Raw genomic sequence first — 22,826 nt, 5'->3', positions numbered from 1 at the left:
GACTCTCTATCAAGCGACGGGGCGGATCGGGTGATCCGCCCCGTTTGCTTTTTCAGAAATCCTGACGGACCTCCGCCCTGCCCCCCACAGCAGGTTTCTGATGCTGAAATGCTTGATTTCCCTGCTCATGTCCCGAAGGTGCAGGTATCGCCGCCAACCTTAGACGATGAAATTCGCCATATTCGGAGACATACACGCCAATCTTGAAGCCCTGCAGACCGTTCTGTGGGACGCTCAGGAGCAGGGCTGTGCCAATTACGTCTGCCTCGGCGACATCGTCGGTTACGCAGCCAATCCAGTCGAGTGCCTGCAGGCCGTGCAAGACTTGGGCTGCCCGGTGGTGCGCGGCAACCACGATGAGGGTGCCGCCAGCGAGAGCTCCCTGGAAGAATTGAACCCCCTGGCCCAGAATGCCCTGCTGTGGACCCGTGAACAGCTCAGCCAGGACCAGCGCCAGTGGCTGCGCGAGCTGAAGCTGGTGCGTCAGGTGCGTGACTTCACCATCGTGCATGCCACGCTCGATTCTCCCGGCAACTGGGGCTACGTGACCAACCGCTTCGATGCGATGGCCAGCTTCAGCTACCAGTTTACCCAGGTCTGCTTCTACGGCCATACGCACGTCCCGCGCATCTTTGAAAAAGACGACGCTGTGCGGGCCGCCCGAGGCACCGACGTTCAGCTGCAGCGTGGCGTGAAGTACTTTGTCAACGTTGGCAGCGTGGGACAGCCCCGCGACGGTGACTGGAGAGCCGCCTACGCGATCTACGATGTGCAGGCGCAGACGATCTCGATCCGCCGGCTGGAGTACGACATCGAAACCGCCCAGGCAAAAATCCGCGCGGCTGGTCTGCCCTCCCTGCTGGCAGACCGCCTTGCCCTGGGCAAATGAGCGAGGTCACGCGCCAGCTTCCCAGCCTGCGCGACTTCCGCTCCGCGCTCATCGTCAAACCCAGCTCTCTGGGTGACATCGTGCACACCCTGCCGGCTGTGAAGGCCCTGAGAGACGCCCATCCCCGGCTAAAAATCCGCTGGCTGGCCAACACCGAGTGGACCCCCATTCTGCAAGGCAGCCCCTTGCTCGATGAAGTGATCCCCTTCCCCCGCAAAACCTTTCGCGGACTGGCCGGCCTGGCGCGTTTCTGGAACTGGCGGCGCACCTGGATGATGCTGCCGCGAGAGGAGCCGGAGATCGTGCTCGATTTCCAGGGCCTGCTGCGCAGCGGCCTGGTCAGCAGCTGGCGTGGGTCGAAAGCGGTCGTCGGTCTTTCGGATGCGCGTGAAGGCTCCCGTTTCTTCTACAACCATACCGTGCCCGTGGACGCCGGAGCCCATGCCGTGGACCGCTACCTGGAGCTGCCGCGCGCACTGGGAATCAAGATCGAGGCTGAGGACATCACCTTTGAGCTTGCTCCAGGCTCGGCTCCCGCTGGCTGGACGCAGGCAGCGCAAGGCTTCGTCGCCGTGCATCCCTGGTCGCGCGGCGAGGGCAAGTCGCTTTCCCATTCCGCTTTGCAGTCGCTCTGCGATGCCCTGGCTCCCCACCCGGTGGTGCTGGTGGGCATGACCTCTGACCCAGCCCGGCCCACCGGCGCGCATATCCAAGACTGGAGCCAGCGCACTTCCCTGCCCGAGCTGATCTGGATCATGCGACAGGCCAGGTTCTGCGTCAGCGTGGACAGCGGGCCGATGCACATCGCTGCGGCGGTCAATCCGCAGACGCTTGGCATCCACACCTGGAGCGACCCACGCAAAGTCGGGCCCTACCCGCCAGCGGTGCATGTCTGGAAGGCCGGGCGGATTGCCGCGCGAACGGAGTTCAGCCCCGAGGAATGCCAGCGCGATGCGAACGTAACCGATGCCGATGCACGAGGCATGGGCGAATGGGTGAGCCGGCGGCTGTAAGGCCGCCTACTTCTTCGCAGCAGCGTCCTTGACCATTTTCACGTACTTGGCGGGATCTGCCTTGAAGTCCTTGAGGCAGGATTTGCAGCACAGGTACACATCCGTGCCTTCATGCGTGACTTTGACGGGCTTGCCCATCTCGCCCCCGAAGGGTTCGTTTGAAATGACGCACTTTTTGAGCGGATAGGAGGGCGGGATGCCGTCCGCAGCACGGGTGCAGCTGAAACTGAAAGCGACAGTGGCTAGGAGCAGGAGGGAGGGCTTCATAGGAGGCCGCATGTTATTCAGACCCATGGTGCTTCTCCAGCGGGATCATGGAGCAGATTGTAAAAAGCGTCATCAGGATGAGGCCGTCATCTGCGGTCACAATGCCGTTCTGAAGTAAACTTCTCATCTTGGCTAGGCATTTTGAACCTTGAAAGCGAATCACCTCCTGCCACTTCGTACGCTCCCCAGCCTTTACCCAGCCTACGAAAGCGTTCATCCGAGTTTTTAGCATGTGTCCATTATGCGACTGAGCCCCCGTTCGTCTTTAGCCCGAGGCGCCCTGCTGATCATCGCGCTGTTTCTGGCAGTGGCGTTTTGTACACGTGTCGCGCTCATGATTCAGGGGCGGCACGACATCGCCTGGGATGCCTCGCTGCTGGGTTCGTTTGGCTATGGCCTGTGCTATGATGTGCTGGCAGCCTGCTATGCGGTGGTGCCGTGGCTTCTGCTGACGGTACTGCTGCCCGCAGCCCTGTGGCGCAGCCAAGCGGCACGATGGGTCGTGTCATTCCTCCTGCTGCTGTATGCCGTGGTCTTCATTTTCATCGGAGTGGCGGAAGGGTTCTTCTGGGATGAGTTTCAGGTGCGGTTCAACTTCATCGCGGTGGACTATCTGGTGTTTACCCAGGAGGTGATCGACAACATCCAGCAGTCCTACCCCATGCCGCTGATCTATGCCGGGCTGGCGCTGGCGGGCTCGGCAGTGGTGTGGGTGATGTGGAAGCTCGGAGGCGTGCGCTGGGTATGCGCCGGAGACAGTGCGTGGCGGCTGCGCATCGTGCCGGCGCTGGGCATCGCTGTGCTTGTGGTGGGCATTTCCAGTTTCTTCTCGCAATCGCAGCTCCCGCGCTTCAGCAACAACTTCAATCGTGAGCTGGCCAAAAACGGCCCCTATGCCTGGTGTGCGGCCTTTTGGGAAAGCGAGATCGAATTCGAACGCTTCTATCTCAGGCAGGACATCGACAAGGCGCTGGCGCGTGCGAAGGAGCTTCTCATCCTGCCCGACACTCCGGCGGCCAGTGCGGACCCGCGCGATCTGCGACGCATGATCAAGCACGCAGGCCCTGAAAAGCGGCACAACATCGTGTTCATTTCGGTCGAAAGCCTGAGCGCGGCCTTCATGAGCCACTTCAAGGTGAACTTCAAAATGCGCAGCTACCTGACGCCAAACCTGGACCGGCTGGCAGATGAAGGCATCCTTTTCACCAATCTGTACGCCACCGGCACACGTACCGTGCGCGGCCTGGAGGCGCTGACGCTGAGCGTGCCGCCCACACCGGGCCAGTCCATCGTCTGGCGGCCACTGAACACCAACCTCTTCACCTCCGGCTCCGTGTGCCGCAGCCGTGGCTATGATGTGAGCTACGTCTATGGCGGCGATGCCATGTTTGACAACATGCGCACCTATTTTTCCCGCAACAACTACCGCGTGATCGACCGCGGCACCAAACCGAAGAGCGAGATCACCTTTCAAAACGCCTGGGGCGTGGCGGATGAAGATCTCTTCCGCTGGGCCATGCAGGAAGCGGACACGAACCATGCGGCAAACAAGCCCTTCTTCATGCACGTCATGACGGTGTCGAACCACCGCCCCTTCACCTTCCCGGCAAACCGCATCGACATGCCGCAGGGCTCACGCGAGGCCGCCGTCAAATACACGGACTGGTGCATCGGCGACTTCCTGGAGAAGGCGAAAACGAAACCGTGGTTTGCCAACACGATCTTCGTCGTGGTGGCGGACCACTGCCACGGCAGCGCCGGAAAGATGGAGCTGGACGTGACCAAGTACCACATCCCCTGCATCATCTGGAATCCGCAGCTCATCCAGCCACGCTCGTATGACCGGCTGTGCAGCCAGATCGATGTGGCGCCCACACTCTTTGGCATGATGAACTGGAGCTACACCACACGCACCTTTGGCCAGGATGTTTTCTCCTCCGGCTACACTCCTGACAAGGAGCGCATCTTTGTCTCCAACTACCAAAAGATCGCCTACATCACGCAGGGAGACTTTGCCATGCTCAAGCCCAAGCAGGAGTTCACTCTGGGGAAAGTGGATCTGAAAGCGGGAACCATCGCGCCGGATAAATCAGACTCTCTGCAAAGGCGCCTGAGCGACACCATCTCGCTTTATCAAGCCGCCTCATGGCTGTTTCGCAACGGACACCTGGGGGCAGAAACGGACAAACCTTGAGCTACTGCCCCATCCGCAGCGGACCACCACTGCGAACCTCCGTGATTTTGCCATCACGGATTACGACACCTCCGTTGACAATCACATGATCGAAGCCTTCGGCGTAATGATGCGGATCGCTGAAGGTGGAGGGATCGCCAATTTTGGCCGGATCAAAAATCACAAGGTCTGCATGAGCTCCGGCTTTGAGCATGCCGCGATCTTTCAGGTGGAAAGTCTGTGCCGGGAGTGAGGTCATGCGGCGGATGGCTTCGGGTAGCGAGAGCAGCTTCAACTCGCGCACGTAGCGCCCCAGCACCCTTGCATTGTTTCCATAGCTGCGCGGGTGCGGCACATCCTCGCCGAGGCGACGCGGACCGCCATCACTGGCGACCATGGTCAGCGGGTGCTTGAGGAAGGTCTGCAAGTCGTCCTCATTCATGCCGTGGAAGATGGCGCTGGCACCGCCCTGGGCCTCGATCTCCAAAATGAGCTCGATCTGGTCTTCGAGCGTGTCCGCACCGCGCCGCAGCTTTGCAGCTTCAGGAATGGTTTTGCCATTGAGCGAAGGGTCGGCCTTGCAGCGGGCGATCACCGCGTAGCTGTAGTCCTTGCGGCCCTGCCGGGCGCGCATCTCGGCCATGCCGGCAATGATCTCGGCCTTTTTCTTCGGATCGGAAATGCGTGCGACAAAGTCTGCATGCTCGCCTTCGAGAGCGCTGTCCGGCAGCGTCTGGCGCAGCCCGGTGCTGGAGGCGGTGTAGGCGTACTGGTCCTGCGTGATCTTGAGACCTGAAGCGCGGGCTTTTTTGAGCACGCTGAGCACTTCATCCGCCTTTCCCCAGGCGGTGGGACCGGAAAGCTTGATATGGGAAACCTCGGCACGCACCCTGGCCTCCCGGGCGATGCGGATGAACTCCTCCAGCGCCTGAAAGATGCGTGTCGTCTCATAGCGCATGTGGCTGACGTAAATGCCGTCATGCGCGGCGGCGACCTTGGCCATCGCGATGAGTTCATCTGTTTTGGCAAAGGAGCCCGGCACATAGATGAGCCCGGTGCTCATGCCCACGGCACCGTCCTTCATGGCCTGATCGACAAGCCCCTTCATCGTTGCGAGCTGCTCGTCATTCGGAGCGCGGATGAAGCTGCCGCCCATGGCCTGCTCGCGCACGGAGCCGTGGCCGATCAGAGTGGCGACGTTGAGGGCGACTTTCGAGTCGCCGATCTCTTGGAAGAACTTCGCCACGTCGGTGCGGGAATGCCCGCAGTTTCCGGAGATGATGGTGGTGACACCCATGCGGAGAAAGTTCTCCGCCACCGGATTGCGGCAGATGTCTTCCGAATGGGTGTGCACGTCGATGAAACCCGGGGCGACGACTTTGCCACCAGCATCAATCACCTCAGTGGCCGTGCCCTGGGGCTGGCCTACGGCGGCGATGCGCCCGTCTTTGACTGCCACCGAGCCCTCCATCAGCGGCCCACCGCTGCCGTCCGCGATCCGGGCATGGGTGATGAGCAGATCGAACTCCGCCGCGCTGAGAGCTGAGGTGAGAAGGCAGGCAAAAAGGAGGCGGGGCATCATGGTGGTGGCAGGGAGAAAGACGTGGCTGATGGCACGGACATTGCCAGGATTCCTTTTGCCAATCCGGCCTCCGCATTCCATATCTGCCGCACCATGCTCGACCTCACGAACAAGAAAATCGCCCTGCTGATGGGCGGCCCCGGCTCTGAACGCAAAGTCTCCCTGAAAACTGCTGAAAGCGTGGCCGAAGCGCTGCGCAGCAAGGGGGCCATCGTGGTCGAGGTGGATGTGACGGGGCCGGACTTTGAAGTACCAGGGGATGCCTTCGTCGCCATGAACCTGATCCACGGCACCTTTGGCGAAGACGGCCAGATTCAGTCCATTCTGGAACAGCGCGGCATCCGCTACACCGGCGCAGGCGTGGCGAGCAGCCGCATCGCCTTTGACAAGCTGCTGAGCAAGGAGCGCTTCATCGCCGCAGGTGTGCCCACGCCGCGCTCGCAAACCTACCTGCTGGACGGCAGCCAGCCACTGGCCATCGGCCTGCCCCTGGTAGTGAAGCCGCCGCGTGAAGGCTCCAGCGTGGGCGTGCACATCTGCCACACCCAGGCTGAGCTGGACGCCGCCCTGGAAGACGCGAAAAAGTTTGGCCATGACACGCTGATCGAAGACTACGTGGCTGGCAAGGAGCTGACCGTGGGCGTCCTTGGCGATCAGGTGCTGCCCATCATCCACATCGAACCCGTGGAGGGCTTCTACGACATCAACAACAAGTACCCATGGATGGGTGGCACCGGTAAAACGAACTACAACTGCCCTGCCGCCCTGAGCCCCGAAGTGACCCAGGCTGTGCAGGACGCTGCGCTGAAAGCCTTCCGCTCCTGCGGCACGGAAGTCTATGGCCGTGTGGACGTGATGCTGCGGGACAGCGATCAAGCCCCCTTTGTGCTGGAGGTGAACACCATTCCTGGAATGACGAGCAGCAGCCTGCTGCCCAAAGCCGCCAAGGCTGTGGGCATCGAGTTCCCGGATCTGTGTGCAAAGATCATCGAGCTGTCGCTTGCCGCAAGGCCCTGAGGCTCCTCAGGCCTTGCTGGGCTTTCGCAGCCAGAGATCTCCGCAAAACAGCAACACCCCGAGCCAGATGAGGCCAAAGGAGACGAGGGCTCCTGAGCCGACCGGTTCGTGATACATCAGAGCTCCCACCAAAAACTGACCGGTGGGGGCCAGAAACTGCAACACCCCGAGCAGGGCAAAGGGCAGTTGCCGCGCGCCATGCGCAAAGCCCAGCAGCGGAATGGTGGTGATGATGCCAAGGCCGATGATGAGCAGCAGGTCATGCGCAGACGCGGTGCCCCAAATGGGCAGGCTGCTCTGCTGCGCCCACAGCAGGTAAACCACCGCCACCGGAATGCCGACCACTGTCTCCATCGCAAGACCAGGCAGTGATCCCAGAGGCGACTGCCGTCGCGCCAGTCCGTAGAGCGCAAAGCTGCCCGCCAGCAGCAGGCCGATCCATGGAAAGTGGCCCACCAGCACGAGCTGCGTCAGCACACCGCACGCGGCGGAGAAGATGCTGAGCTTTTGCAGTCCCGTCAGGCGCTCCCCCAGCAGACGGCTGCCGATGAGGACATTCAGCAGCGGATTGATGAAGTAGCCAAGGCTGCAGTCGATGATGCGCCCGTGCTGGGCTGCCCAGACGAAGACGCCCCAGTTGATGGCCAGCAGAAAGGCGGACCATGCATGAGCGCCGACCAGCCGGACATCCCGCAGAGAGCGCAGAAAGCCGGACCACTCGCCACGCAGCATCAGCAGCGGCAACACGGTGGCCATGGTCCACACCACGCGCTGGGCCAGCGCCACATCGCTGCCCAAGTGGCCGAGCTGCTTCCAGTACACCGGCAGCACTCCCCACAGACCAAAGGCCAGCACGGCGCTCAGTGTGGCATTGGCGGATGTCTTTTCAGGATTCATGCGGGGAAAGTTTGCGGGTGGAAAGAATAAGCAGCGCCGCCACCAGGCCCAGCGTGGCATTGATGCCCCAGAGCAGTCCGGGGTGCTGATCATACAGCGCCATGCCCAGGGCGGAGCTGGCGGTATTGCCTGCGCACCAGGCAAGGCTGAGAAAGCCCACATAACGCCCACGCATATCCTCAGGGGCAAGGCTGGCAGAGTAGGCCTGCTGTCGCGAGAAGGCGGACATCTCGCCAAGAGTAAACACCACCATCATGAAAACAAAGGCAGTGAGCGAGCCGCTGACGAGAAAGGTGAGGAAACTGATGCCCATCAAAATGTAGCCAAGCGCCAGCACCTGCCTGACCGGCCATTTACGCAGCCCGGCTGCCAGTGGCAGCTCAAACAGACAGATCATGACGCCGTTCAGGGCCAGCACGAGGCCGCAGTCATGCAGCGGCAGCCCGTTCCGCTCAAAGTGCAGCGGGAAAGTGGTGTTGGTCTGCCGGAAGATCCATGCCGTGCAGATGCAGGCTGCGAACAGGGCCAGGAAAGCGTGATTGCTTTTTATAGACTGCCACGCATGCCCCCAGCCTGCGTGCTCGCGGGCCGTGCGCCTGCCCCGGGGAAGGCAAACCCAGGCGATGATGCCAAAGAAGGCCGAAGTGGCAGCATCGACAGCGAAGAGCCAGAAAAAGGAGTATTCCGCCAGGAAGCCTGCTGTGGCTGGCCCGAGGGACCACGCGAGATTCACCGCAAAGCGCTGCACCGCATAGGCGATGACACGGTGCTCCGGCGGCACCAGGTCCTGCACCAGCGCGGCGCTGGCAGGGCTCCCGGCCTCATTGATGGCACCGGTGATGAAAGCCAGCAGCGCCAGCGTACGCCAGTCCACCGCCTGGGACATGGCGATCATGCACACCGCACCCGCCAGCGCGGAGACGGCCATGGTGACATTCCTCCCAAGGCGGTCAGCCATCCAGCCGCCGATCCAGGCTGCCGCAAAGCCGCCCACCGAATACGAGGCCACGGCATAGCCCGCCTGGGCGGTGGTGTGGCCGTTGCGCGTGATGAAGAGCGCCAGAAACGGCACGACGAAGACACCGAACCGATTGACGAAGGTCGCGCCTACCAGAACCCAGAAGGGTCTGGGCAGGACGCGCAATTGTGAAAGAAGGGACATGGTTGGAAAAAGAGGTTCATGGAAAAAAGAAGGGTGAGCAGGAACGCAAAACGGGCCGGCTCAGGTGAGCCGGCCCGTCGAAGGCTTTAAAGGGTGTCTGTGTTCGGTTAGATTACAGGCCTTTGCTCACAATGTATTTCACGAGATCGACGACTCGGTTGGAGTAGCCCCACTCGTTGTCGTACCAGCTCACGAGCTTGAAGAACTTGCTGTTCAGCTCGATGCCGGAACCGGCGTCAAAGATGGAGCTGTGCTGGTCGTGCATGAAGTCGGTGCTCACCACTTCGTCGGCGGTCCAGTTCAGGATGCCCTTGAGGTAGGTTTCGCTGGCCTTCTTCATGGCGGCGGAGATTTCCTTGTAGCTGGTTTCCTTCTCCGTCTTCACGGTCAGGTCCACCACGGAAACCGTCGGCGTCGGCACGCGGAAGGACATGCCGGTCAGCTTGCCCTTCACTTCCGGGATCGCGAGACCCACGGCCTTGGCGGCACCGGTGCCGGAAGGAATGATGTTGATGGCGGCGCTGCGACCACCCTTCCAATCCTTCTTGGACGGGCCGTCCACGGTCTTCTGAGTGGCGGTGTAGGAGTGGATGGTGGTCATGAGGCCTTCGGCCACGCCGAAACCTTCCTTGAGCAGCACGTGCACGATCGGCGCAAGGCAGTTCGTGGTGCAGCTGGCGTTGGACACCACGTGGTGCTTGGAGGCGTCATACTTCTCATGGTTCACGCCCATGACGACGGTGATGTCTTCATCCTTGCCAGGGGCGGAGATGATGACCTTCTTGGCGCCTGCGTCGATGTGGCCCTGAGCCTTGCTGCGCTCGGTGAAGAGACCGGTGGACTCGATCACGATGTCCACGCCCAGTGCCTTCCATGGCAGGGCGGAGGGGCCTTCACGCACGGCGAGGCATTTGATCTCGTGGCCGTCCACCACGAGGATGTCGTCTTCAGCCACGTCAGGGCTGGACTTCTTGGAGTACACTTCCTCACGGGCCTTGCCCTGGGTGGAGTCATACTTGACGAGGTAGGCCAGATTGTCAGCAGGCACGAGGTCGTTCACGGCGACGACGTCGATTTCCTTGCCCAGGAGACCCTGGTCACAGATTGCGCGAAACACGAGGCGGCCGATGCGCCCGAAACCATTGATGCCGATTTTGACCATGTTGTTTGAGTTAGTTTTGATTTTTGAGGGGAAGCAGGATTACTGCCGGGGGGGGTGGGTGTCAACCGCCGAGGCAGCAGGTTTCGGGCCGGAATAAGCTTCCCAAAGGCCGAGCGCCAGCCCTATCCTGCCACCATGAACAGGTCCGCCACAGTGCTTTCCTTGCTTGCGTGCGTCGCCGTGGCAGCTGGCTGGTTTTGGCGTGAAAAGACAGCCCCGGAGCTCGAAGCACAGCCAAAGCCACATGTCATGTCGCTGGAGGAGAAGCTGAACACGATCATCATCCCAGACTATCCTACGTCAGAAGTCGCCCTTGAGGAAGCCGTCGAGGTCCTGCGCATGAAAAGCCGTGAATTTGACACCACCTCCGCCGGCTCCGGAATCAAGGGAGTCAACATCGTCATCGTTGCCGGAGGCAGCCTCAAGCTGCCGGCCGCATCCGGCCTCAGCATGCGAGGCGTGCCACTGGCCGAAGCCTTGCGCCACATCACTGGTCTGGTCGGGCTCAAATACACCGTTGAGCGGCACGCTGTGGCCATCCGAGAGCAGAATGACCAGAGGGTTCCTGTTTATCAGAAGACCACCAGCCTCCAGAACCACATGGAGAAGCGAATTCTTCCGACTGTCCAGTTTCAAGACGCCAGCCTTGAGGAGGCATTGGAGTACCTGCGGGTGAACCGCGGCTGCTACGATATGGGTGACAAAATTCCCCCTCCGTTAAATTATGTCCTGCATCTGCGCGAAGGCGTCAAGCGCCCGCCGATCTCGATCGATTTGAAAGACATTCCGCTGGATGAGGCTCTCCGCTACTGCGCCGAAATCTCCAACGTCAGACTGCGCTACGATCCCTTTGCGGTGGTGGCCACCGACGCAGAAACTGAAAGTGCCAGCCTTCCCGCCACTTCTTCCGCCCAGCCCATTCTGCCTCTCATGGACCTCAACGGGGCAACCCTAGAAGAGAGTCTCCACTTTATTCGCGTCAAATCGCGCGAGCTCAATCCTGATCGCAGTGAGCTCTCCATTGTGGTCAAACCCGGTGCTCCGCGCGCGTCCATCACTCTTTGCCTCTCACAGATTCCCCTCAGCACAGCCCTTTGCTACATCGCTGAAGTTTCCGGCAATAAGCTTTCATACGACGTCAGGAGCTATGTCCTCTCCCCTGTTGGCCTGAAGTAAAAGCCCTCCAAAGCCGCCAATCACTACATTTGTAGTTGTCATATCACGACAAATGTAGTGAAATGAATTTAATTCCATTAAATCATGCCAGACGCACCCGACATTTCCGAATCTGAGTGGTCCATCATGGAGGTTCTCTGGGAGTCATCCCCAAAGACCGCCTCTGAAGTGACCAAGGCCCTGCGTGCCTCCACCAACTGGGCTGAAAACACCGTCCGCACGCTGCTCACGCGGCTGGTGGAAAAAGGCGCGCTCAAGACCGCCGAAAACGCCAGCGGCACCCGCACCTTCCTCCCCGCTGTAAAGCGGGAGGCATGCGTGCACGCCGAGAGCGAGTCCTTCATGCAGCGCATCTTTGGCGGCGCAGCCAAGCCCCTGCTCGTGCACTTCGCCCAGAACAGCAAGCTCACCGCCGAAGAAGTGAAGGAGCTGAAAAAGCTGCTCGACCAGTCTCTCAACTCTTGACCCACCATGAACACGCTCACCCACATTTTCGACTGGCTCCTCGCCGCCAGCCTCCGTGCGTCGCTGCTCACTGCTGCCACGCTGCTCATCCAGGCGGCTCTGCACCGCCACCTCAGCGCCCGCATGCGCTACGCGCTGTGGCTGCCCACCCTCGTTGTGCTGCTCATGCCGGTGCTGCCGGAGAGCCGCTGGAGCCTTGAGCAGGTGTTTCAAGCGCATGCGCGCCAGACGCCTGTCGCCGCGACAATGGCTGTCAGCGATGTCGTGCATGAGATGCCGGTGGTTTTCTCCGCCCCTGAGCCTCTGCCGCCGCCTGTGGACTGGCAGCACCTGGTCCGCGTGGGCTGGCTCGTCATTGCCGCAGGCATTCTCCTTTCCGGCGGAGTCTCCCTCATGCTTGCCCTGCGCCGCTTTCAGCGGGCCCGTCATCCCGCCAGCGACGAGATCCTGGCCACGCTCGCGCAGATCGCCCGCGAGGTATGCCTACGCCGCATGCCCGAGGTGCTGATCTCCCCTGGCGTCAGCAGTCCTGCGGTCACCGGCCTGCTGCACCCCGTGCTGCTGCTGCCAGTCAGCTTTGACCATGAGTTCACCCCCGCCGAAGCCCGCCTCGTGCTCAAGCATGAGCTCATGCATCTCAAGCGCGGCGACCTCACGCTCAATGCCCTCATGTGCTTTCTCATGGCTCTGCATTGGTTCAATCCCCTGCTCTGGATCGCCTTCTTTAAAATCCGCGCCGACCGCGAAGCTGCGTGCGACGCCCAGGTCCTCCACGATGCCACCAAGGACCACCGTGCCGAATACGGCCATGCCCTCCTCAAGGTGGAGAGCGCCTTCTGCCCACGCGGCCTCAGTCTGGGCTTTGTCGGTATCTTTCAGCGTGGCGCGGTGCTGCGTTCCCGCATTCAGTCCATCATCAGCCACCCTCGCCCACGTCCGGTCATGAGGGCGGTCTTGGCCATATGCATCATCCTCATGACATTTTTTGGAGTGACCCGCGCCCAAAAGTCGGAGCCGGTGCGTGATTTCACCATCGGCCAGCTCTCATTCCGCGAGGGAGACTCCATTCAGATCCACTCCGTGCAGACCACGGCAGAATCGCTGACCGTTTCCGCCGATTATGTGCTCGCCAGTGAGGACGAGGCCTACATCTCCCTTTTCGTCACCGTGAAAAACTCCGACCGCACTCCGGTCGATCCGCGGCAGAGAGCCCGGATCAAAAAGGGGAAAGGCAGCGTTGTCCTGGTGCACCCGCACCCACAGACGGGACTGCCACATCTCAGCTTTTACAACAAGGATGGCGAAGCCTTTGGTGGCATCTATTTCGGCACCCAGGACGAAGCCGCGGCATCCAAGGCCATGAACTTAAACTACATGAAGGCGGGCACTCAGACAGAGGCCGCAAACCCATATGCTTTCATCAAGTCGAAGCTGGATAAGATCATCATACCCAGCATTCAATTTAAAGAGGCCTCGGTGCAGGAGGCGCTCGAATACCTCCGCGTCAAAGGGCGTGAATTTGACACTCTGACCACCGACCCCAAAGCACGTGGAGTCAGCATCCTCTACCGCGCCGGGGACCCGCCGTCTGCCGCGATCATTTCTCTGGATCTCAAAGACATCCCGCTGAGCGAAGCCCTGCGCTATGTCGTCGAGCTGGCCAACCTCAAAATGAGCGTGCAGCCATATGCCGTCGTTGTGAGTGAAACCGAGATCAAAACTGGGGCTGCAAGTTCAAGTCAGGTCCCTGCAGCAGAAATGCCATCTCCCAGAGTCATTATTCCCAGCTTGGAGATGCGCGAGGCATCGCTCAACGAATGCCTCGACTTTATCCGCAACCAATCCCGGGAGCTCGACCCCGAGAGGAAAGGCGTCAACATCATCCTCCAACCAGGCGGGGACACTTCGGCTAACATCACCCTCTCCCTCAAGGACGTGCCGGTTGACGAAGCCCTGCGCTACTGCGCCGAGCTAGGACATCACAAGCTGACTCATGACGCCCGGTCCTACGTCCTCATACCGGAGTCGAAGCAGGACAAAAGCCAGGCTTCCAGCCCTTCCTCCGCTGCACCATCTGCCGCAGAGGCTGAGGCCGACAAGCTCCGCAAGGCCCGCCCGCAGAAGTATGAATTCGCCAAAGCGCGGCTGGGGGATGTGCTGCGCTATCTCGCCACCGACGCCGGCATGAATTTCATCTCTCCGCCTGACGACAATCCCATCAACCAAAAGCTGGTCACCTTCAGCATCCATGCCAGTCCCTTTGATGTCTTGGAAACCCTTTGTGGTGCGAACGGCCTGACACTGGTGTTTGATCGTGAACGCTGGATCATCCGTCCCAGCGAAGATGCCGATCTGATCGGTAAATTTTACTCCCAGCCCAAAACGCAAGCGAGCGCCGAGACCATTCTCAAGGACATCAGCACCATCCTGAATGGAAGCAATGCCACGCCCAAGAAGGACACCTCCACACCGAGCGTCACATACCGAAAAGAATACTCCTCCTTCTATGTGAAAGCCACCCGCCTGCAGCACTCCTGGGTCAGCGCCTATTTCAAAGGGCTGACAAGTTCGGCACAGCCCGGTGATACCGAGTGATCCACGGTTGAACTTGCGCCAAAGCTCGCTCTGGATGCCACGCTCATGGCATCCCTCCCAGAACTCGACCTCACCCAGCGCCTGCGCGAAAACGCCTGGATCGGCGATGCCGTCCTGGAGCTTTACGTCCGCAGCTTCATCCTGAAGCTGCATGGCAAGGTGGATGCGGAGATGAAAATGCGCTTCACCTGCAATCAATTCCTCTCCTGCACAGGCAACCCCACCGCGGTGGAGGCTGACATCGGCGTGATCTACCAGCGCGAGGGGCTGGAGGCCGCCTTTGCCTGGATCCACGAAAACCTTGAGCCGCTGTTTCTCAAGCAGGAGGCCAAGCGCAAACGCACCGGCAAGTAGCTAGGCGCGCTGTCCCAGCGCCTTGAGCTTGGCTTCGGCCTCGCTCCATGGCACGTCATGCGGCAGGCGCTTGGTGGTGGCTGCCAGCGCGGCGGTGACACCGGCCGCCTCTCCCATCGCCACCGAGTTCCCAGTCACGCGATAGCTCGCATGCGCGATGAAATCGCCGCTGATGTTGCGCCCGGCCATCATCAGGCCGTCCACATCCTTGGCGATCAGCGCCCTCAGCGGAATGTCATACGGCTTCACTTTGATGCCCGCGTTGTGATAGGCGGTCGTCTTGTTCATGTCGGCACTTAGGGCATGAATGTCCACGCTGAAGGTCGGGCGCACCACGGCATCGTCATAGCGTGCACCTGTGGCCACATCGTCCTTCGTTACAGTGTAGCGCCCGGCAATGCGACGGCCATCGCGAACGCCGATCTGCTCCGCCGTGGCGGCAATTTGCAGGGCCTCCCACGGGCCGCCCAGCTTACGCAGGGCATTCACGATCTTGTTCATCTCCGCACGGGCCTGCACAGTGGCCTCGGTGATCTTCGCGGCATCAAAGCAGGGCACGGCATACTGGTGGTTCATCATCACCAGCAGCAGATTGTCCCGCACCTGCCAGAGGGTGGGCTTGGCATAGGAGGGGAAGAGGCCCGCACGCTTGATCTCCGCCAGAAACGCGTCTTTGGCTACACCATCAGCCTTGCTGGGGTCGGACTTGTGAATGAAGGCCTCCAAAGCCGCGACATCCTTGCACACAAGCAAAGCATTGAGAGACATCGGCTGGCAGGGGCAGGCGTCCGCCTCACCGTATTCAAAGGAGCAACCCGCCAGGGCTCCGAGGTCTCCGTCTCCCGTGGTGTCGATAAAGACCGGCGCCTTCCAGGCCTGCCGGCCAGATTTGGACTCCGTGACCACCGTCGTGAGTCGCTTTCCGTCGCGGTAGGCGGCACACACATGGGTATGAAGCTGGAACTTGATGCCTGCCTCGACAAACATCTCCTCCAGCAGCAGCTTCATGCCTTCCGGCTCGTAGCAGATGCTCTTGTGGCTGGTGCCACGGCGCATGCCGCGCTCGTCCAGCCGCTTCAGCAGCTCCTGGTTGAAGCCCGGCTTGTCAAAATCGAGCAGATACCCCAGCAGGCCCGCCGTCCACACGCCGCCGAGACAGCCGCGCCACTCAAACACGCGGACACGTGCCCCGGCTCGCGCCGCCGTGATGGCAGCCGCAATACCTGCCGGTCCGGCTCCGCAGACGATCACGTCTGCATCCTCCACCAGCGGCAGATCCCGTGCCTGCTCATGAAAATGCCCCTCAGATGTGGCAATGGCTTTTTCCACCTCCGCTGCGTTCATCACCCCGGGCGTGACAAGGGCACCAGAGAAGGCGGCGCGCAGAAAGGAACGGCGCTTGAGATCGGAGGAAGGGCTGGATGTGCTCATGGCGGATTGTGAAGTCAGATTTACCGCAGTTTTGGACAAAATCATGGGCCACTTTTTTCCATCAGAGATTCCGCCTGAACCGCCACGGCCTCGTCACAACGTTGCAATGCCAGCCGAATTTTCTCACGATCTCCGCCATTTTCCCGGATCAGCCTCCGGGCGATCTCGACCGCAGGCTCAAAGCGGCCATCGCCATCGGCATCCAGCCAGATCGGGTTCGTCGAACCCACCACACGAGGGATGAAGCTCTTGCTGCTCGGCTGATACGGCCGGGGAATCTCCCAGAACGGCTCGGTGATACCCGGCCCCGTCGCGATGGCCACCAAATGCACATCATGTGCGGGCTTGGGCATTTCCCACACAATGCGCGCTTTTTCACCCGCACGATGGTTGTCTTCAATCTTCTGCTCACGAATCAGGATGCCGTTCGCAAAGAGTTCGATGTGGTCTGCCTGCGTCCATGCAGGCCCAGAGACGGACGCTTCCACCTTGATCTTTTCCTTCAGTCCTGTCGCCAGATCTCCGACGATGAATTTGTCATCCACCCTGAGCTGCGCCAGCAGTCCCAGGCTCACCAGCAGCCGCCCTTCCTTGTAGCTGCGCCAGACTTCATCCAGATCAAGGTTCGCCGGATCGGCATCCTTGGCGGCCACATAGGTGCGCCCCTGCCCGAGAATGAAACGGTTCGCATCATGGCTGTCGCTCGAACCCACCGCCGCAATGCGGTACCCGCGATTGAGCAGCGCAAACCAGTCACGGTAAAGCAGGTGAATGTCAGACTGCATCGCTGCAGAAGTGATCACCTCCATCGCATCGATGCCCGCCAGTGCATCTGCCTGGCGGTGCCTGCCCGTCTTCGGATTGAACTGGATGCCGCCAAACGGGATAAAGCCGCTGTGCAGGTCCCGCGGATGATTCAGCGTGATCACCTTCACGCCAGGAGTGGCCCGGATATCCGGCAGCAGCTTTGCCCAGTCTTCCTGCTGGTGATTCACCACACGGGCTCCTGGCTCGATGGGAAAGGCATTGAAATGCCCGTGCTTGGTGGTGACCTCATTGCCGATCACCGGCGTGAAGCTTTTCGCCACCCTCATGCTGGCGGCCTGCGGTGCATAGTCTGTGTGATGATTGTGATCCGTGGAGATCGCCAGTTCGATCCCCTCCCCCGCGATGGTAAGCATGCGCTCTTCGATCTTGGCATCGCCATGCCCGCTATAAGTCAGCGTATGAATGTGGCTGTCTGCCGCGATCCAGCCTTTGGTATCCACCTCGCGCCGCAGCTTCACCGCCACCCTTTTGCTCTCTCCTTCCTGAAGAGTTAGCACCTCACGACTGACACCCCATTCAAAGCCGCGCCCAGCATGGAGAATGTAATCCCCAGGCGGCAGAGAGAGTCTGGCTTTCCCATTCCTTGTGTAAACCACACCCACACGCACGGCTATATCTGCGGCAGACTCGGCTCTCAGCGGCTGCAAGGTTCCATCCACACGCGTCGCCGTCAGCCTGCAGGGCAGCTCACCTCCCGCATCTCCATCCATCACGGTGACTTCCACTTGGGCACCACTGAGCAGCTCAGCACTCGTCTTTGACGCGATGATCACGGGCCCCGCCTCGATGTCATCCAGAGCTGTAGGTGCCTCGATCATCAGAAGATTGTCCCCATCACGCAAAGTCCCCAGCGGGATCGCGAGAAGGCTCTCCATCGCTGTTTCGGCCGTCACCAAGGCCCCCAGCTTTTTGCCATTCAAAAAGACAGGCCAGCCAAGCTTCACATCCCGTTGCCAGATGCGCAGCGTCTGCTCTGAGGTATTTGCCCTGGCCTCAAAATGCTTCTCCAGCCGCTCGGCGTCCACAGCCCTGTCCTTGAACTCCTCCCATTCAAACTGCCCCGGCTTTCCGAGATGCATCTTTCCAGGCAGCACGATCACGTCTTCCGCCATCAGGGTCAATGCGGGCAGGCAGGCTAAAATCCATTTCATCCACTATCAACGCCTCCGCCGGCAGACAGTTTTCCAGCCGTCATTGAAATGCAGCGCTTGCTTGCCAAAGCTGCCGCATGAAACGCTACCGTGTCCGCCACACCTCTGCCACCGCCCTCGACTGGGCGGTGGCCGAATCATTGACCGCCTTTTCCTTTCCCTGGGAAGAGAGCACGGCGCCGTTCACCGAATTCCGCGCCTTGTGGGACGAAAGCCATCTTCATTTCCGCTTTGACTGCCAAGATGACGACCTCGTGCTGCCCGATGGTGCTGATGCTAAAGAGCGCGTGCTTGGATCTGATCGCGTCGAAATTTTTCTATCACCCGATCTCAGCCTGAAGCCCTACTTCTGCCTGGAAATGTCCCCTCGTGGAGATGTGCTCGACTACGAGGCCAGCTTTTACCGTGAAATGAACTGGGACTGGCGATGCGCGGGATTGAGCCTCGCAGCCGAGATCATGGGAAACCGCTACACCGTCATGGGCAGCATCCCTTTGGACACGCTGCGAACGCTCCAGGTGCTCAAAGCCGACAGCCGCGAATTTTATGCCGGACTCTACCGCGCAGAATTTCGCCACAAACCCGACGGCTCCGTGCAGTCCGGCTGGATGCCCTGGGTCAATCCGCAGACAGAGCGACCAGATTTTCACGTGCCTGCCTCGTTTGGCATTCTCGAACTGGTGTGACGAGCCCCGCCTGAACGCCGGCGGTCCTCTCAACCTACTTTCTTTTGATCTTGTAGCTGTGTGCGACGGAGGCATTGGGCACCTCGTCGCGTGTCACCCCGGGCACGATGGATCTCACATAGTCCACCTGCGCTTCACCCGGGCCCACCATCACTCTCACATGTCCTGAGCTGCCCAGAATGGTGCCCGTGTATCCATATTCCTCCGCGCTGCGCGTGCCACCGCTTGGGTGTCCGGGCTGAGGCACCTCCTGGTAGATGACACCGTCCAGCTCCTCCTTGGCAAAGAGGTGGTCATGCCCGTGAAAAACAATGCTCACACCATTTTTGACCAGGAGCTGATGGATGGGCAGCGCCCAGCCTGGGCGATGCTGTTTGAAGCCCTCGCTGCCATCCGCATTTTTGCCGCCCCATTCCATGTAAGGCGCGGGCGTCACGGCTCCGCGCACATCCTTGCCCAGTCCACCCACGAGATGATGCAGAAAGACAAACTTGAACGGCGCCTTGCTCGTTTCCAGCGTCTTCGCCAGCCACCGGTATTGCTCCTCCCCCAGCGTCATGTCCCAGTTGTCCTCACTTTTGCGCTCCCGCGTAAACCAAAAAGGATCCAGCACGACGAACAACGCGCTGCCCCACTCAAAGGCATAGTAGTCCTGCAGCATGCCCGCGCTTTCCTCAGGCTTTGAATTCCCCGTGTAGATGCCGCCGGGCTCGGGGTTGGGAAAATACTTCTTCCGCATGGCGATGGACCACAGCGGCATCGAATCCGGCTGCCCCGTCAGCCGAAAGCCCTGCTCACCGTCATGATTTCCCAAGGCAAGAAGCACCGGCACGCTGTGTGCAATGCGCCCCAGATAAAAACGCTGCGCCTTATACTGTGATTCCGCCCGTGTGTAAAAGCTGCCAAATTTGTCCACCATCGTGGTGTCCCCGAGATCGATCATGAAATCCGGCTTGTCGGTCAGCATGTTGGCCAGTGTCTGCTGGTACACGCGAACGTCCGTGCTCATGTCGAGATGTGAGTCCGCCTGCATCGTGAAGGTAAAGGCAGACGCCGGAGCACGCTGCGTATGAAAGCTGCGCACCTCATCACGCACCGCCTCGCCGCCGCCGATGCGATAAGTCAGCTGATAAATATACGCGCTGTCTGCTTTCAAAGACCCCAGCAAAATCGTCTGCGGCTCCCCCGCTGTGAGTTTCACGACTGCGGAGCGCTGCGTCAGCATCGACGGGCTGGCACCGTAGGAGACAAAAGCCTCCATGTCCTTCCAGGCCAGCACGCTCAGGGTCACGGATTCCGCCTCAGGGCGGCAGAGCCAGACATTGAAAAGATACGGCGGCACCACCGCAGGCTCCACCTGTCCGCCAGCTCCAGCCCCTTTGCCTTTGTTGCCGCGCTCCCCTTTGGGCTGCTTTCCTTCATTTTGGGCCATGGCCAGCGCCGCAGCCATGACAATGAATGCGGCCAGCAGAGGCAGTGACGTAGAGGTCTTCATGCACAGAAATGATAACGGAAATGTCAAAGAGCCATCAGGCCGCAACCGGAGAATTGTCAGCGCCGTGTCAGCAAGCACTACGAGTCCACCTCGGCATGCCCAGCTTCATCCAGAGCCGCCAGCTCGCGCAGAATGGCAGTGGCATACGTTCCTTTGGGAAGATCAAACCGCATGGAAAGATCGCCATCTGCCACCACCTCCATGACAGGCTGCAAAGGGCGCAAGCGCATGACCCGCCGCTCCTGCCGCAGACCGCAGGCTTTCAGACCAGCGGTGATTTCGGGGAACCGGTCTGCCACGCTCTGCTCAAAGTCACGCACCTCGCCCACGCTCTGAAGATCTCCTTCTCCCCACAAGGGCGCAGTGAGTTCCACGATCCCTTTTTCAAACCTTGCCACCTCATCGCCACGCTGGTTTTCCGGCAGCAGAATGGTGCCATTGTCTGAGAATCCAAAGACCTCGCCAGCAAGCGGCTTGTCCCAGGTGCCTGCCGCCATGCGCCCCGCTACCACGGTGTTAAAAAGATAGCTGCGCGCGGATGAGATGAGGAGTCCGCGCAGCAGTCGATCTCCTGGATTGAACTCGCCACGAAACATCGCCAGCGCCTTGGACAGGTTCTGCCCGTCATTGCCGAAGCGTTGCGCGCCAAAAAAATTCGGCACTCCTTTTGCAGCAATGTCACTCCACCGCCGTCTGGCGGAATCCGCGTCAAATTCCGGCTCACGCAGGCGGATGGTGAATCGGTTGCCCTGGTGAATGCCACGGCGCAGCTTGCGAGTGTTGCGTGTGATTTGCAGTACCTTCAGTCCCTCGGATTCCAGCACTGCTGGCTCTGGCGAAGGCTGGCCGGGCATGTGCAGGCTGAACCACTGCCGTGTGACCGCATGGCGGTCCTTCAGCCCGCAGTGGCTCACCAGCCTGCGCCGGATGCCCACGGCGTCTGCCAGCTGCGCCGCGGCGGCATTGCTGTCCAGATTCCGCTTCTCCGCCCACACCAGGCAGTGCTCGCCAACGCCCGAGGGCTCAAAACCCAGAATCTCCTCCACCACAAAATCCTCTGGCTGCACCTTGAACCGTGCCCGGCCCAGAGGGCCGCCGTGCAGATAGGGAAGTGCCTTCGGATCTGAAATCATGTGCCGCAAGGTCTGCGCCACATCCTGCACGGAATCAATCCAAGATGCAGGATGTTTGCGGCAGCCTCACTCACGCCACGAGATGCTTTGGCAGATCGGCCACTCGTTCACAGCCCACCTGCTCCATCACCTGCTTGAGCTGGCGCTTGAGCATCGTCATGGTGTGGTCTGCCCCGTCTTTGCCCAGGGCTCCCACCCCGTACATGAAGGAGCGCCCCATGAAGGTAAACTTGGCGCCGCTGGCCAGCGCACAGGCCACGTCGGGGCCGGAGCGCAGACCGCTGTCCAGCATGATGGTAGTGCGATGTCCAAATTTTTTCGCCAGCTCGGTGAGCGGTTTGATCGTGGACTGTCCGGCATCCAGCTGCCGGCCACCGTGATTCGACACAATGAATCCGTCCACGCCCAGGCCCAGCGCCGTCTCGGCATCCTCCTCGGTCACCACGCCCTTCACCACCAGCTTGCCTTGCCAGCGCTCGCGGATGGCGCTGATCTTGGCGGGATTCAGCCGCCCGGAGAAGGTCTTGTTCATGAAAAGCCCGAGGTGTTTCATGTTCAGCCCCTTCGGCAGATAGGGCTTCATGGTCTTGAACTCCGGCGCACCGGCCGCCAGCTGGCTGAAGGACCAGGTGGGATGCAGCATCATCTGGATCACATTGCGCAGCGTCATACGCGGCGGGATGGAGAGCCCGTTGCGGATCTCCTTGGGGCGGTAAGCAAAGGTGGGCGTGTCGGCAAGAATGACGAGCACCGGAAAGCCGGCATCCTTCACACGGTCCAGCAGCTTGTCGCGCAGTGAGTTTTCAGCAGGATGGTACAACTGAAACCACGCCTTCCCTTCCGTAAGCTCAGCCACCGTTTCAATGCTGGCCGTGGCCACGGTGCTCAGCGTGAACGGCAGGTTGTGCTGGTGCGCCGCCTTGGCGATGATCTCGGTGGCCTTGGGCCAGATCAGCCCCTGCAGCCCGATGGGCGAGACTCCAAAGGGCGCGTCATACGTGATGCCAAAAAGCTCCGTCTTCAGGTCCGAACCCGGATAATCCCGCAGATACCACGGCCTCAGCTGCACCTGCCGGATTTCATCCGTGTTGCGCTGAAGGTTGATGTTGGAAAAGCAGCCGCCCTCCAGGTATTCAAAGGCAAACCGCGGCACCCTGCGGCGTGCCTTCTCTCGCAGGTGCTCGATGGAGGGGTAGTTGGAGTTGAAGACTTCAGGCATGGTGTTCTGGAAAGCGGGAGTGAGGGCGAAAGTGCAGATCTATCATCGCCCGCACACGCCCACTTCATTCGCAGTAAATCGCCGGATTTGCAATCTTCCTGCACCCACGCTGCCAGTGCCAAAACGCACCT

Annotated in this window: 19 protein-coding genes; 9 read left to right on the top strand and 10 right to left on the bottom strand. The window is 60.5% G+C overall.

Features of this window, described 5'->3' with window-relative positions; translation table 11 throughout:
- The first annotated feature begins 166 nt into the window (after positions 1-166).
- Together ACFQDI_RS05500 and ACFQDI_RS05495 are read left to right on the top strand one after the other, a co-directional pair.
- A complete protein-coding gene (locus ACFQDI_RS05500) occupies positions 167-889 on the top strand; it encodes a metallophosphoesterase family protein (protein ID WP_377164252.1) in 723 nt (240 codons plus the stop codon).
- Entirely contained in the window at positions 886-1,902 is a 1,017-nt protein-coding gene (locus ACFQDI_RS05495; protein WP_377164250.1) for a glycosyltransferase family 9 protein, read from the top strand. The genes ACFQDI_RS05500 and ACFQDI_RS05495 overlap by 4 nt, the downstream gene beginning before the upstream one ends.
- Positions 1,903-1,908: 6 nt before the next feature.
- Here the strand turns inward: ACFQDI_RS05495 and ACFQDI_RS05490 are convergent, their stop codons facing one another.
- A complete protein-coding gene (locus tag ACFQDI_RS05490) occupies positions 1,909-2,169 on the bottom strand; it encodes a hypothetical protein (RefSeq protein WP_377164248.1) in 261 nt (86 codons plus the stop codon).
- Positions 2,170-2,410: 241 nt separating this feature from the next.
- Here ACFQDI_RS05490 and ACFQDI_RS05485 point away from each other — a divergent pair, with 241 nt between their 5' ends.
- Complete coding sequence (locus tag ACFQDI_RS05485; protein WP_377164246.1) at positions 2,411-4,363, top strand: LTA synthase family protein; 1,953 nt, start codon at positions 2,411-2,413, stop codon at positions 4,361-4,363.
- Between the two features lies 1 nt (position 4,364).
- Here ACFQDI_RS05485 and ACFQDI_RS05480 read toward each other — a convergent pair whose 3' ends face one another.
- A complete protein-coding gene (locus tag ACFQDI_RS05480; RefSeq protein WP_377164244.1) occupies positions 4,365-5,924 on the bottom strand; it encodes an N-acyl-D-amino-acid deacylase family protein in 1,560 nt (519 codons plus the stop codon).
- A 93-nt stretch (positions 5,925-6,017) separates the two neighbouring features.
- Between ACFQDI_RS05480 and ACFQDI_RS05475 the strand changes: the two genes are divergently transcribed.
- The gene (locus ACFQDI_RS05475; protein WP_377164242.1) at positions 6,018-6,941 is read left to right on the top strand and encodes a D-alanine--D-alanine ligase; all 924 of its coding nucleotides are present in this window, start codon (positions 6,018-6,020) and stop codon (positions 6,939-6,941) included.
- A 6-nt stretch (positions 6,942-6,947) separates the two neighbouring features.
- On the opposite strand, the gene rarD is transcribed toward ACFQDI_RS05475, so the two are convergent.
- The 3 genes from rarD to gap all read right to left on the bottom strand — a co-directional run bounded on the left by rarD (position 6,948) and on the right by gap (position 10,162).
- The gene (gene rarD, locus ACFQDI_RS05470) at positions 6,948-7,838 is read right to left on the bottom strand and encodes an EamA family transporter RarD (RefSeq protein ID WP_377164240.1); all 891 of its coding nucleotides are present in this window, start codon (positions 7,836-7,838) and stop codon (positions 6,948-6,950) included.
- On the bottom strand, positions 7,828-9,000 hold the full coding sequence (locus ACFQDI_RS05465; protein ID WP_377164238.1) for an MDR family MFS transporter: 1,173 nt from the start codon (positions 8,998-9,000) through the stop codon (positions 7,828-7,830). Before ACFQDI_RS05465 ends, rarD begins: the two co-directional genes overlap by 11 nt.
- Positions 9,001-9,112: 112 nt before the next feature.
- Positions 9,113-10,162: a type I glyceraldehyde-3-phosphate dehydrogenase gene (gene gap, locus ACFQDI_RS05460; RefSeq protein ID WP_377164236.1), complete on the bottom strand. Its 1,050-nt coding sequence runs from the start codon at positions 10,160-10,162 to the stop codon at positions 9,113-9,115.
- 249 nt (positions 10,163-10,411) lie between these two features.
- On the opposite strand from gap, the gene ACFQDI_RS05455 reads away from it, so the two are divergent.
- The 4 genes from ACFQDI_RS05455 to ACFQDI_RS05440 all read left to right on the top strand — a co-directional run bounded on the left by ACFQDI_RS05455 (position 10,412) and on the right by ACFQDI_RS05440 (position 14,752).
- The gene (locus ACFQDI_RS05455) at positions 10,412-11,338 is read left to right on the top strand and encodes a hypothetical protein (RefSeq protein WP_377164234.1); all 927 of its coding nucleotides are present in this window, start codon (positions 10,412-10,414) and stop codon (positions 11,336-11,338) included.
- 84 nt (positions 11,339-11,422) lie between these two features.
- A complete protein-coding gene (locus ACFQDI_RS05450) occupies positions 11,423-11,803 on the top strand; it encodes a BlaI/MecI/CopY family transcriptional regulator (RefSeq protein WP_377164232.1) in 381 nt (126 codons plus the stop codon).
- A 6-nt stretch (positions 11,804-11,809) separates the two neighbouring features.
- A complete protein-coding gene (locus tag ACFQDI_RS05445; protein ID WP_377164230.1) occupies positions 11,810-14,398 on the top strand; it encodes a M56 family metallopeptidase in 2,589 nt (862 codons plus the stop codon).
- Positions 14,399-14,443: 45 nt separating this feature from the next.
- The gene (locus ACFQDI_RS05440) at positions 14,444-14,752 is read left to right on the top strand and encodes a ribonuclease III domain-containing protein (protein ID WP_377164228.1); all 309 of its coding nucleotides are present in this window, start codon (positions 14,444-14,446) and stop codon (positions 14,750-14,752) included.
- Here the strand turns inward: ACFQDI_RS05440 and ACFQDI_RS05435 are convergent, their stop codons facing one another.
- Both ACFQDI_RS05435 and ACFQDI_RS05430 read right to left on the bottom strand, forming a co-directional pair.
- On the bottom strand, positions 14,753-16,183 hold the full coding sequence (locus tag ACFQDI_RS05435) for an FAD-dependent oxidoreductase (protein ID WP_377164226.1): 1,431 nt from the start codon (positions 16,181-16,183) through the stop codon (positions 14,753-14,755). It lies immediately after the preceding gene.
- A gap of 41 nt (positions 16,184-16,224) precedes the next feature.
- Positions 16,225-18,162, bottom strand: coding sequence for a CehA/McbA family metallohydrolase (locus ACFQDI_RS05430; protein WP_377164224.1), 1,938 nt, complete (start codon positions 18,160-18,162; stop codon positions 16,225-16,227).
- A 77-nt stretch (positions 18,163-18,239) separates the two neighbouring features.
- On the opposite strand from ACFQDI_RS05430, the gene ACFQDI_RS05425 reads away from it, so the two are divergent.
- The gene (locus tag ACFQDI_RS05425; RefSeq protein ID WP_377164222.1) at positions 18,240-18,848 is read left to right on the top strand and encodes a carbohydrate-binding family 9-like protein; all 609 of its coding nucleotides are present in this window, start codon (positions 18,240-18,242) and stop codon (positions 18,846-18,848) included.
- Positions 18,849-18,882: 34 nt separating this feature from the next.
- Here ACFQDI_RS05425 and ACFQDI_RS05420 read toward each other — a convergent pair whose 3' ends face one another.
- The 3 genes from ACFQDI_RS05420 to ACFQDI_RS05410 form a co-directional block, all read right to left on the bottom strand.
- Entirely contained in the window at positions 18,883-20,343 is a 1,461-nt protein-coding gene (locus ACFQDI_RS05420; protein WP_377164220.1) for a metallophosphoesterase family protein, read from the bottom strand.
- Positions 20,344-20,420: 77 nt separating this feature from the next.
- Positions 20,421-21,476 (bottom strand): tRNA pseudouridine(13) synthase TruD, encoded by a 1,056-nt coding sequence (truD, locus tag ACFQDI_RS05415; RefSeq protein WP_377164218.1) that lies wholly within the window; start codon positions 21,474-21,476, stop codon positions 20,421-20,423.
- 70 nt (positions 21,477-21,546) lie between these two features.
- Complete coding sequence (locus ACFQDI_RS05410; protein WP_377164216.1) at positions 21,547-22,695, bottom strand: alpha-hydroxy acid oxidase; 1,149 nt, start codon at positions 22,693-22,695, stop codon at positions 21,547-21,549.
- Positions 22,696-22,826 lie beyond the last annotated feature (131 nt).

It is taken from the genome of Prosthecobacter fluviatilis, assembly GCF_042655725.1.
Lineage (GTDB): Bacteria > Verrucomicrobiota > Verrucomicrobiia > Verrucomicrobiales > Verrucomicrobiaceae > Prosthecobacter > Prosthecobacter fluviatilis.
The sequence above is the reverse complement of the archived record's forward strand: the minus strand, read 5'-3'. Positions and strand labels throughout refer to the sequence as shown.

Bases quoted from the DNA above. Each gene is read 5' to 3' on its own strand.
- ACFQDI_RS05485 (WP_377164246.1), top strand. From the start codon at position 2,411: ATGCGACTGAGCCCCCGTTCGTCTTTAGCCCGAGGCGCCCTGCTGATC.
- ACFQDI_RS05490 (WP_377164248.1), bottom strand. From the start codon at position 2,169: ATGAAGCCCTCCCTCCTGCTCCTAGCCACTGTCGCTTTCAGTTTCAGC.
- ACFQDI_RS05480 (WP_377164244.1), bottom strand. From the start codon at position 5,924: ATGATGCCCCGCCTCCTTTTTGCCTGCCTTCTCACCTCAGCTCTCAGC.
- ACFQDI_RS05430 (WP_377164224.1), bottom strand. From the start codon at position 18,162: ATGAAATGGATTTTAGCCTGCCTGCCCGCATTGACCCTGATGGCGGAA.
- gap (WP_377164236.1), bottom strand. From the start codon at position 10,162: ATGGTCAAAATCGGCATCAATGGTTTCGGGCGCATCGGCCGCCTCGTG.
- ACFQDI_RS05495 (WP_377164250.1), top strand. From the start codon at position 886: ATGAGCGAGGTCACGCGCCAGCTTCCCAGCCTGCGCGACTTCCGCTCC.
- ACFQDI_RS05500 (WP_377164252.1), top strand. From the start codon at position 167: ATGAAATTCGCCATATTCGGAGACATACACGCCAATCTTGAAGCCCTG.
- ACFQDI_RS05425 (WP_377164222.1), top strand. From the start codon at position 18,240: ATGAAACGCTACCGTGTCCGCCACACCTCTGCCACCGCCCTCGACTGG.
- ACFQDI_RS05450 (WP_377164232.1), top strand. From the start codon at position 11,423: ATGCCAGACGCACCCGACATTTCCGAATCTGAGTGGTCCATCATGGAG.
- truD (WP_377164218.1), bottom strand. From the start codon at position 21,476: ATGATTTCAGATCCGAAGGCACTTCCCTATCTGCACGGCGGCCCTCTG.
- rarD (WP_377164240.1), bottom strand. From the start codon at position 7,838: ATGAATCCTGAAAAGACATCCGCCAATGCCACACTGAGCGCCGTGCTG.
- ACFQDI_RS05410 (WP_377164216.1), bottom strand. From the start codon at position 22,695: ATGCCTGAAGTCTTCAACTCCAACTACCCCTCCATCGAGCACCTGCGA.
- ACFQDI_RS05445 (WP_377164230.1), top strand. From the start codon at position 11,810: ATGAACACGCTCACCCACATTTTCGACTGGCTCCTCGCCGCCAGCCTC.
- ACFQDI_RS05465 (WP_377164238.1), bottom strand. From the start codon at position 9,000: ATGTCCCTTCTTTCACAATTGCGCGTCCTGCCCAGACCCTTCTGGGTT.
- ACFQDI_RS05420 (WP_377164220.1), bottom strand. From the start codon at position 20,343: ATGAAGACCTCTACGTCACTGCCTCTGCTGGCCGCATTCATTGTCATG.
- ACFQDI_RS05435 (WP_377164226.1), bottom strand. From the start codon at position 16,183: ATGAGCACATCCAGCCCTTCCTCCGATCTCAAGCGCCGTTCCTTTCTG.
- ACFQDI_RS05455 (WP_377164234.1), top strand. From the start codon at position 10,412: ATGTCGCTGGAGGAGAAGCTGAACACGATCATCATCCCAGACTATCCT.
- ACFQDI_RS05440 (WP_377164228.1), top strand. From the start codon at position 14,444: ATGGCATCCCTCCCAGAACTCGACCTCACCCAGCGCCTGCGCGAAAAC.
- ACFQDI_RS05475 (WP_377164242.1), top strand. From the start codon at position 6,018: ATGCTCGACCTCACGAACAAGAAAATCGCCCTGCTGATGGGCGGCCCC.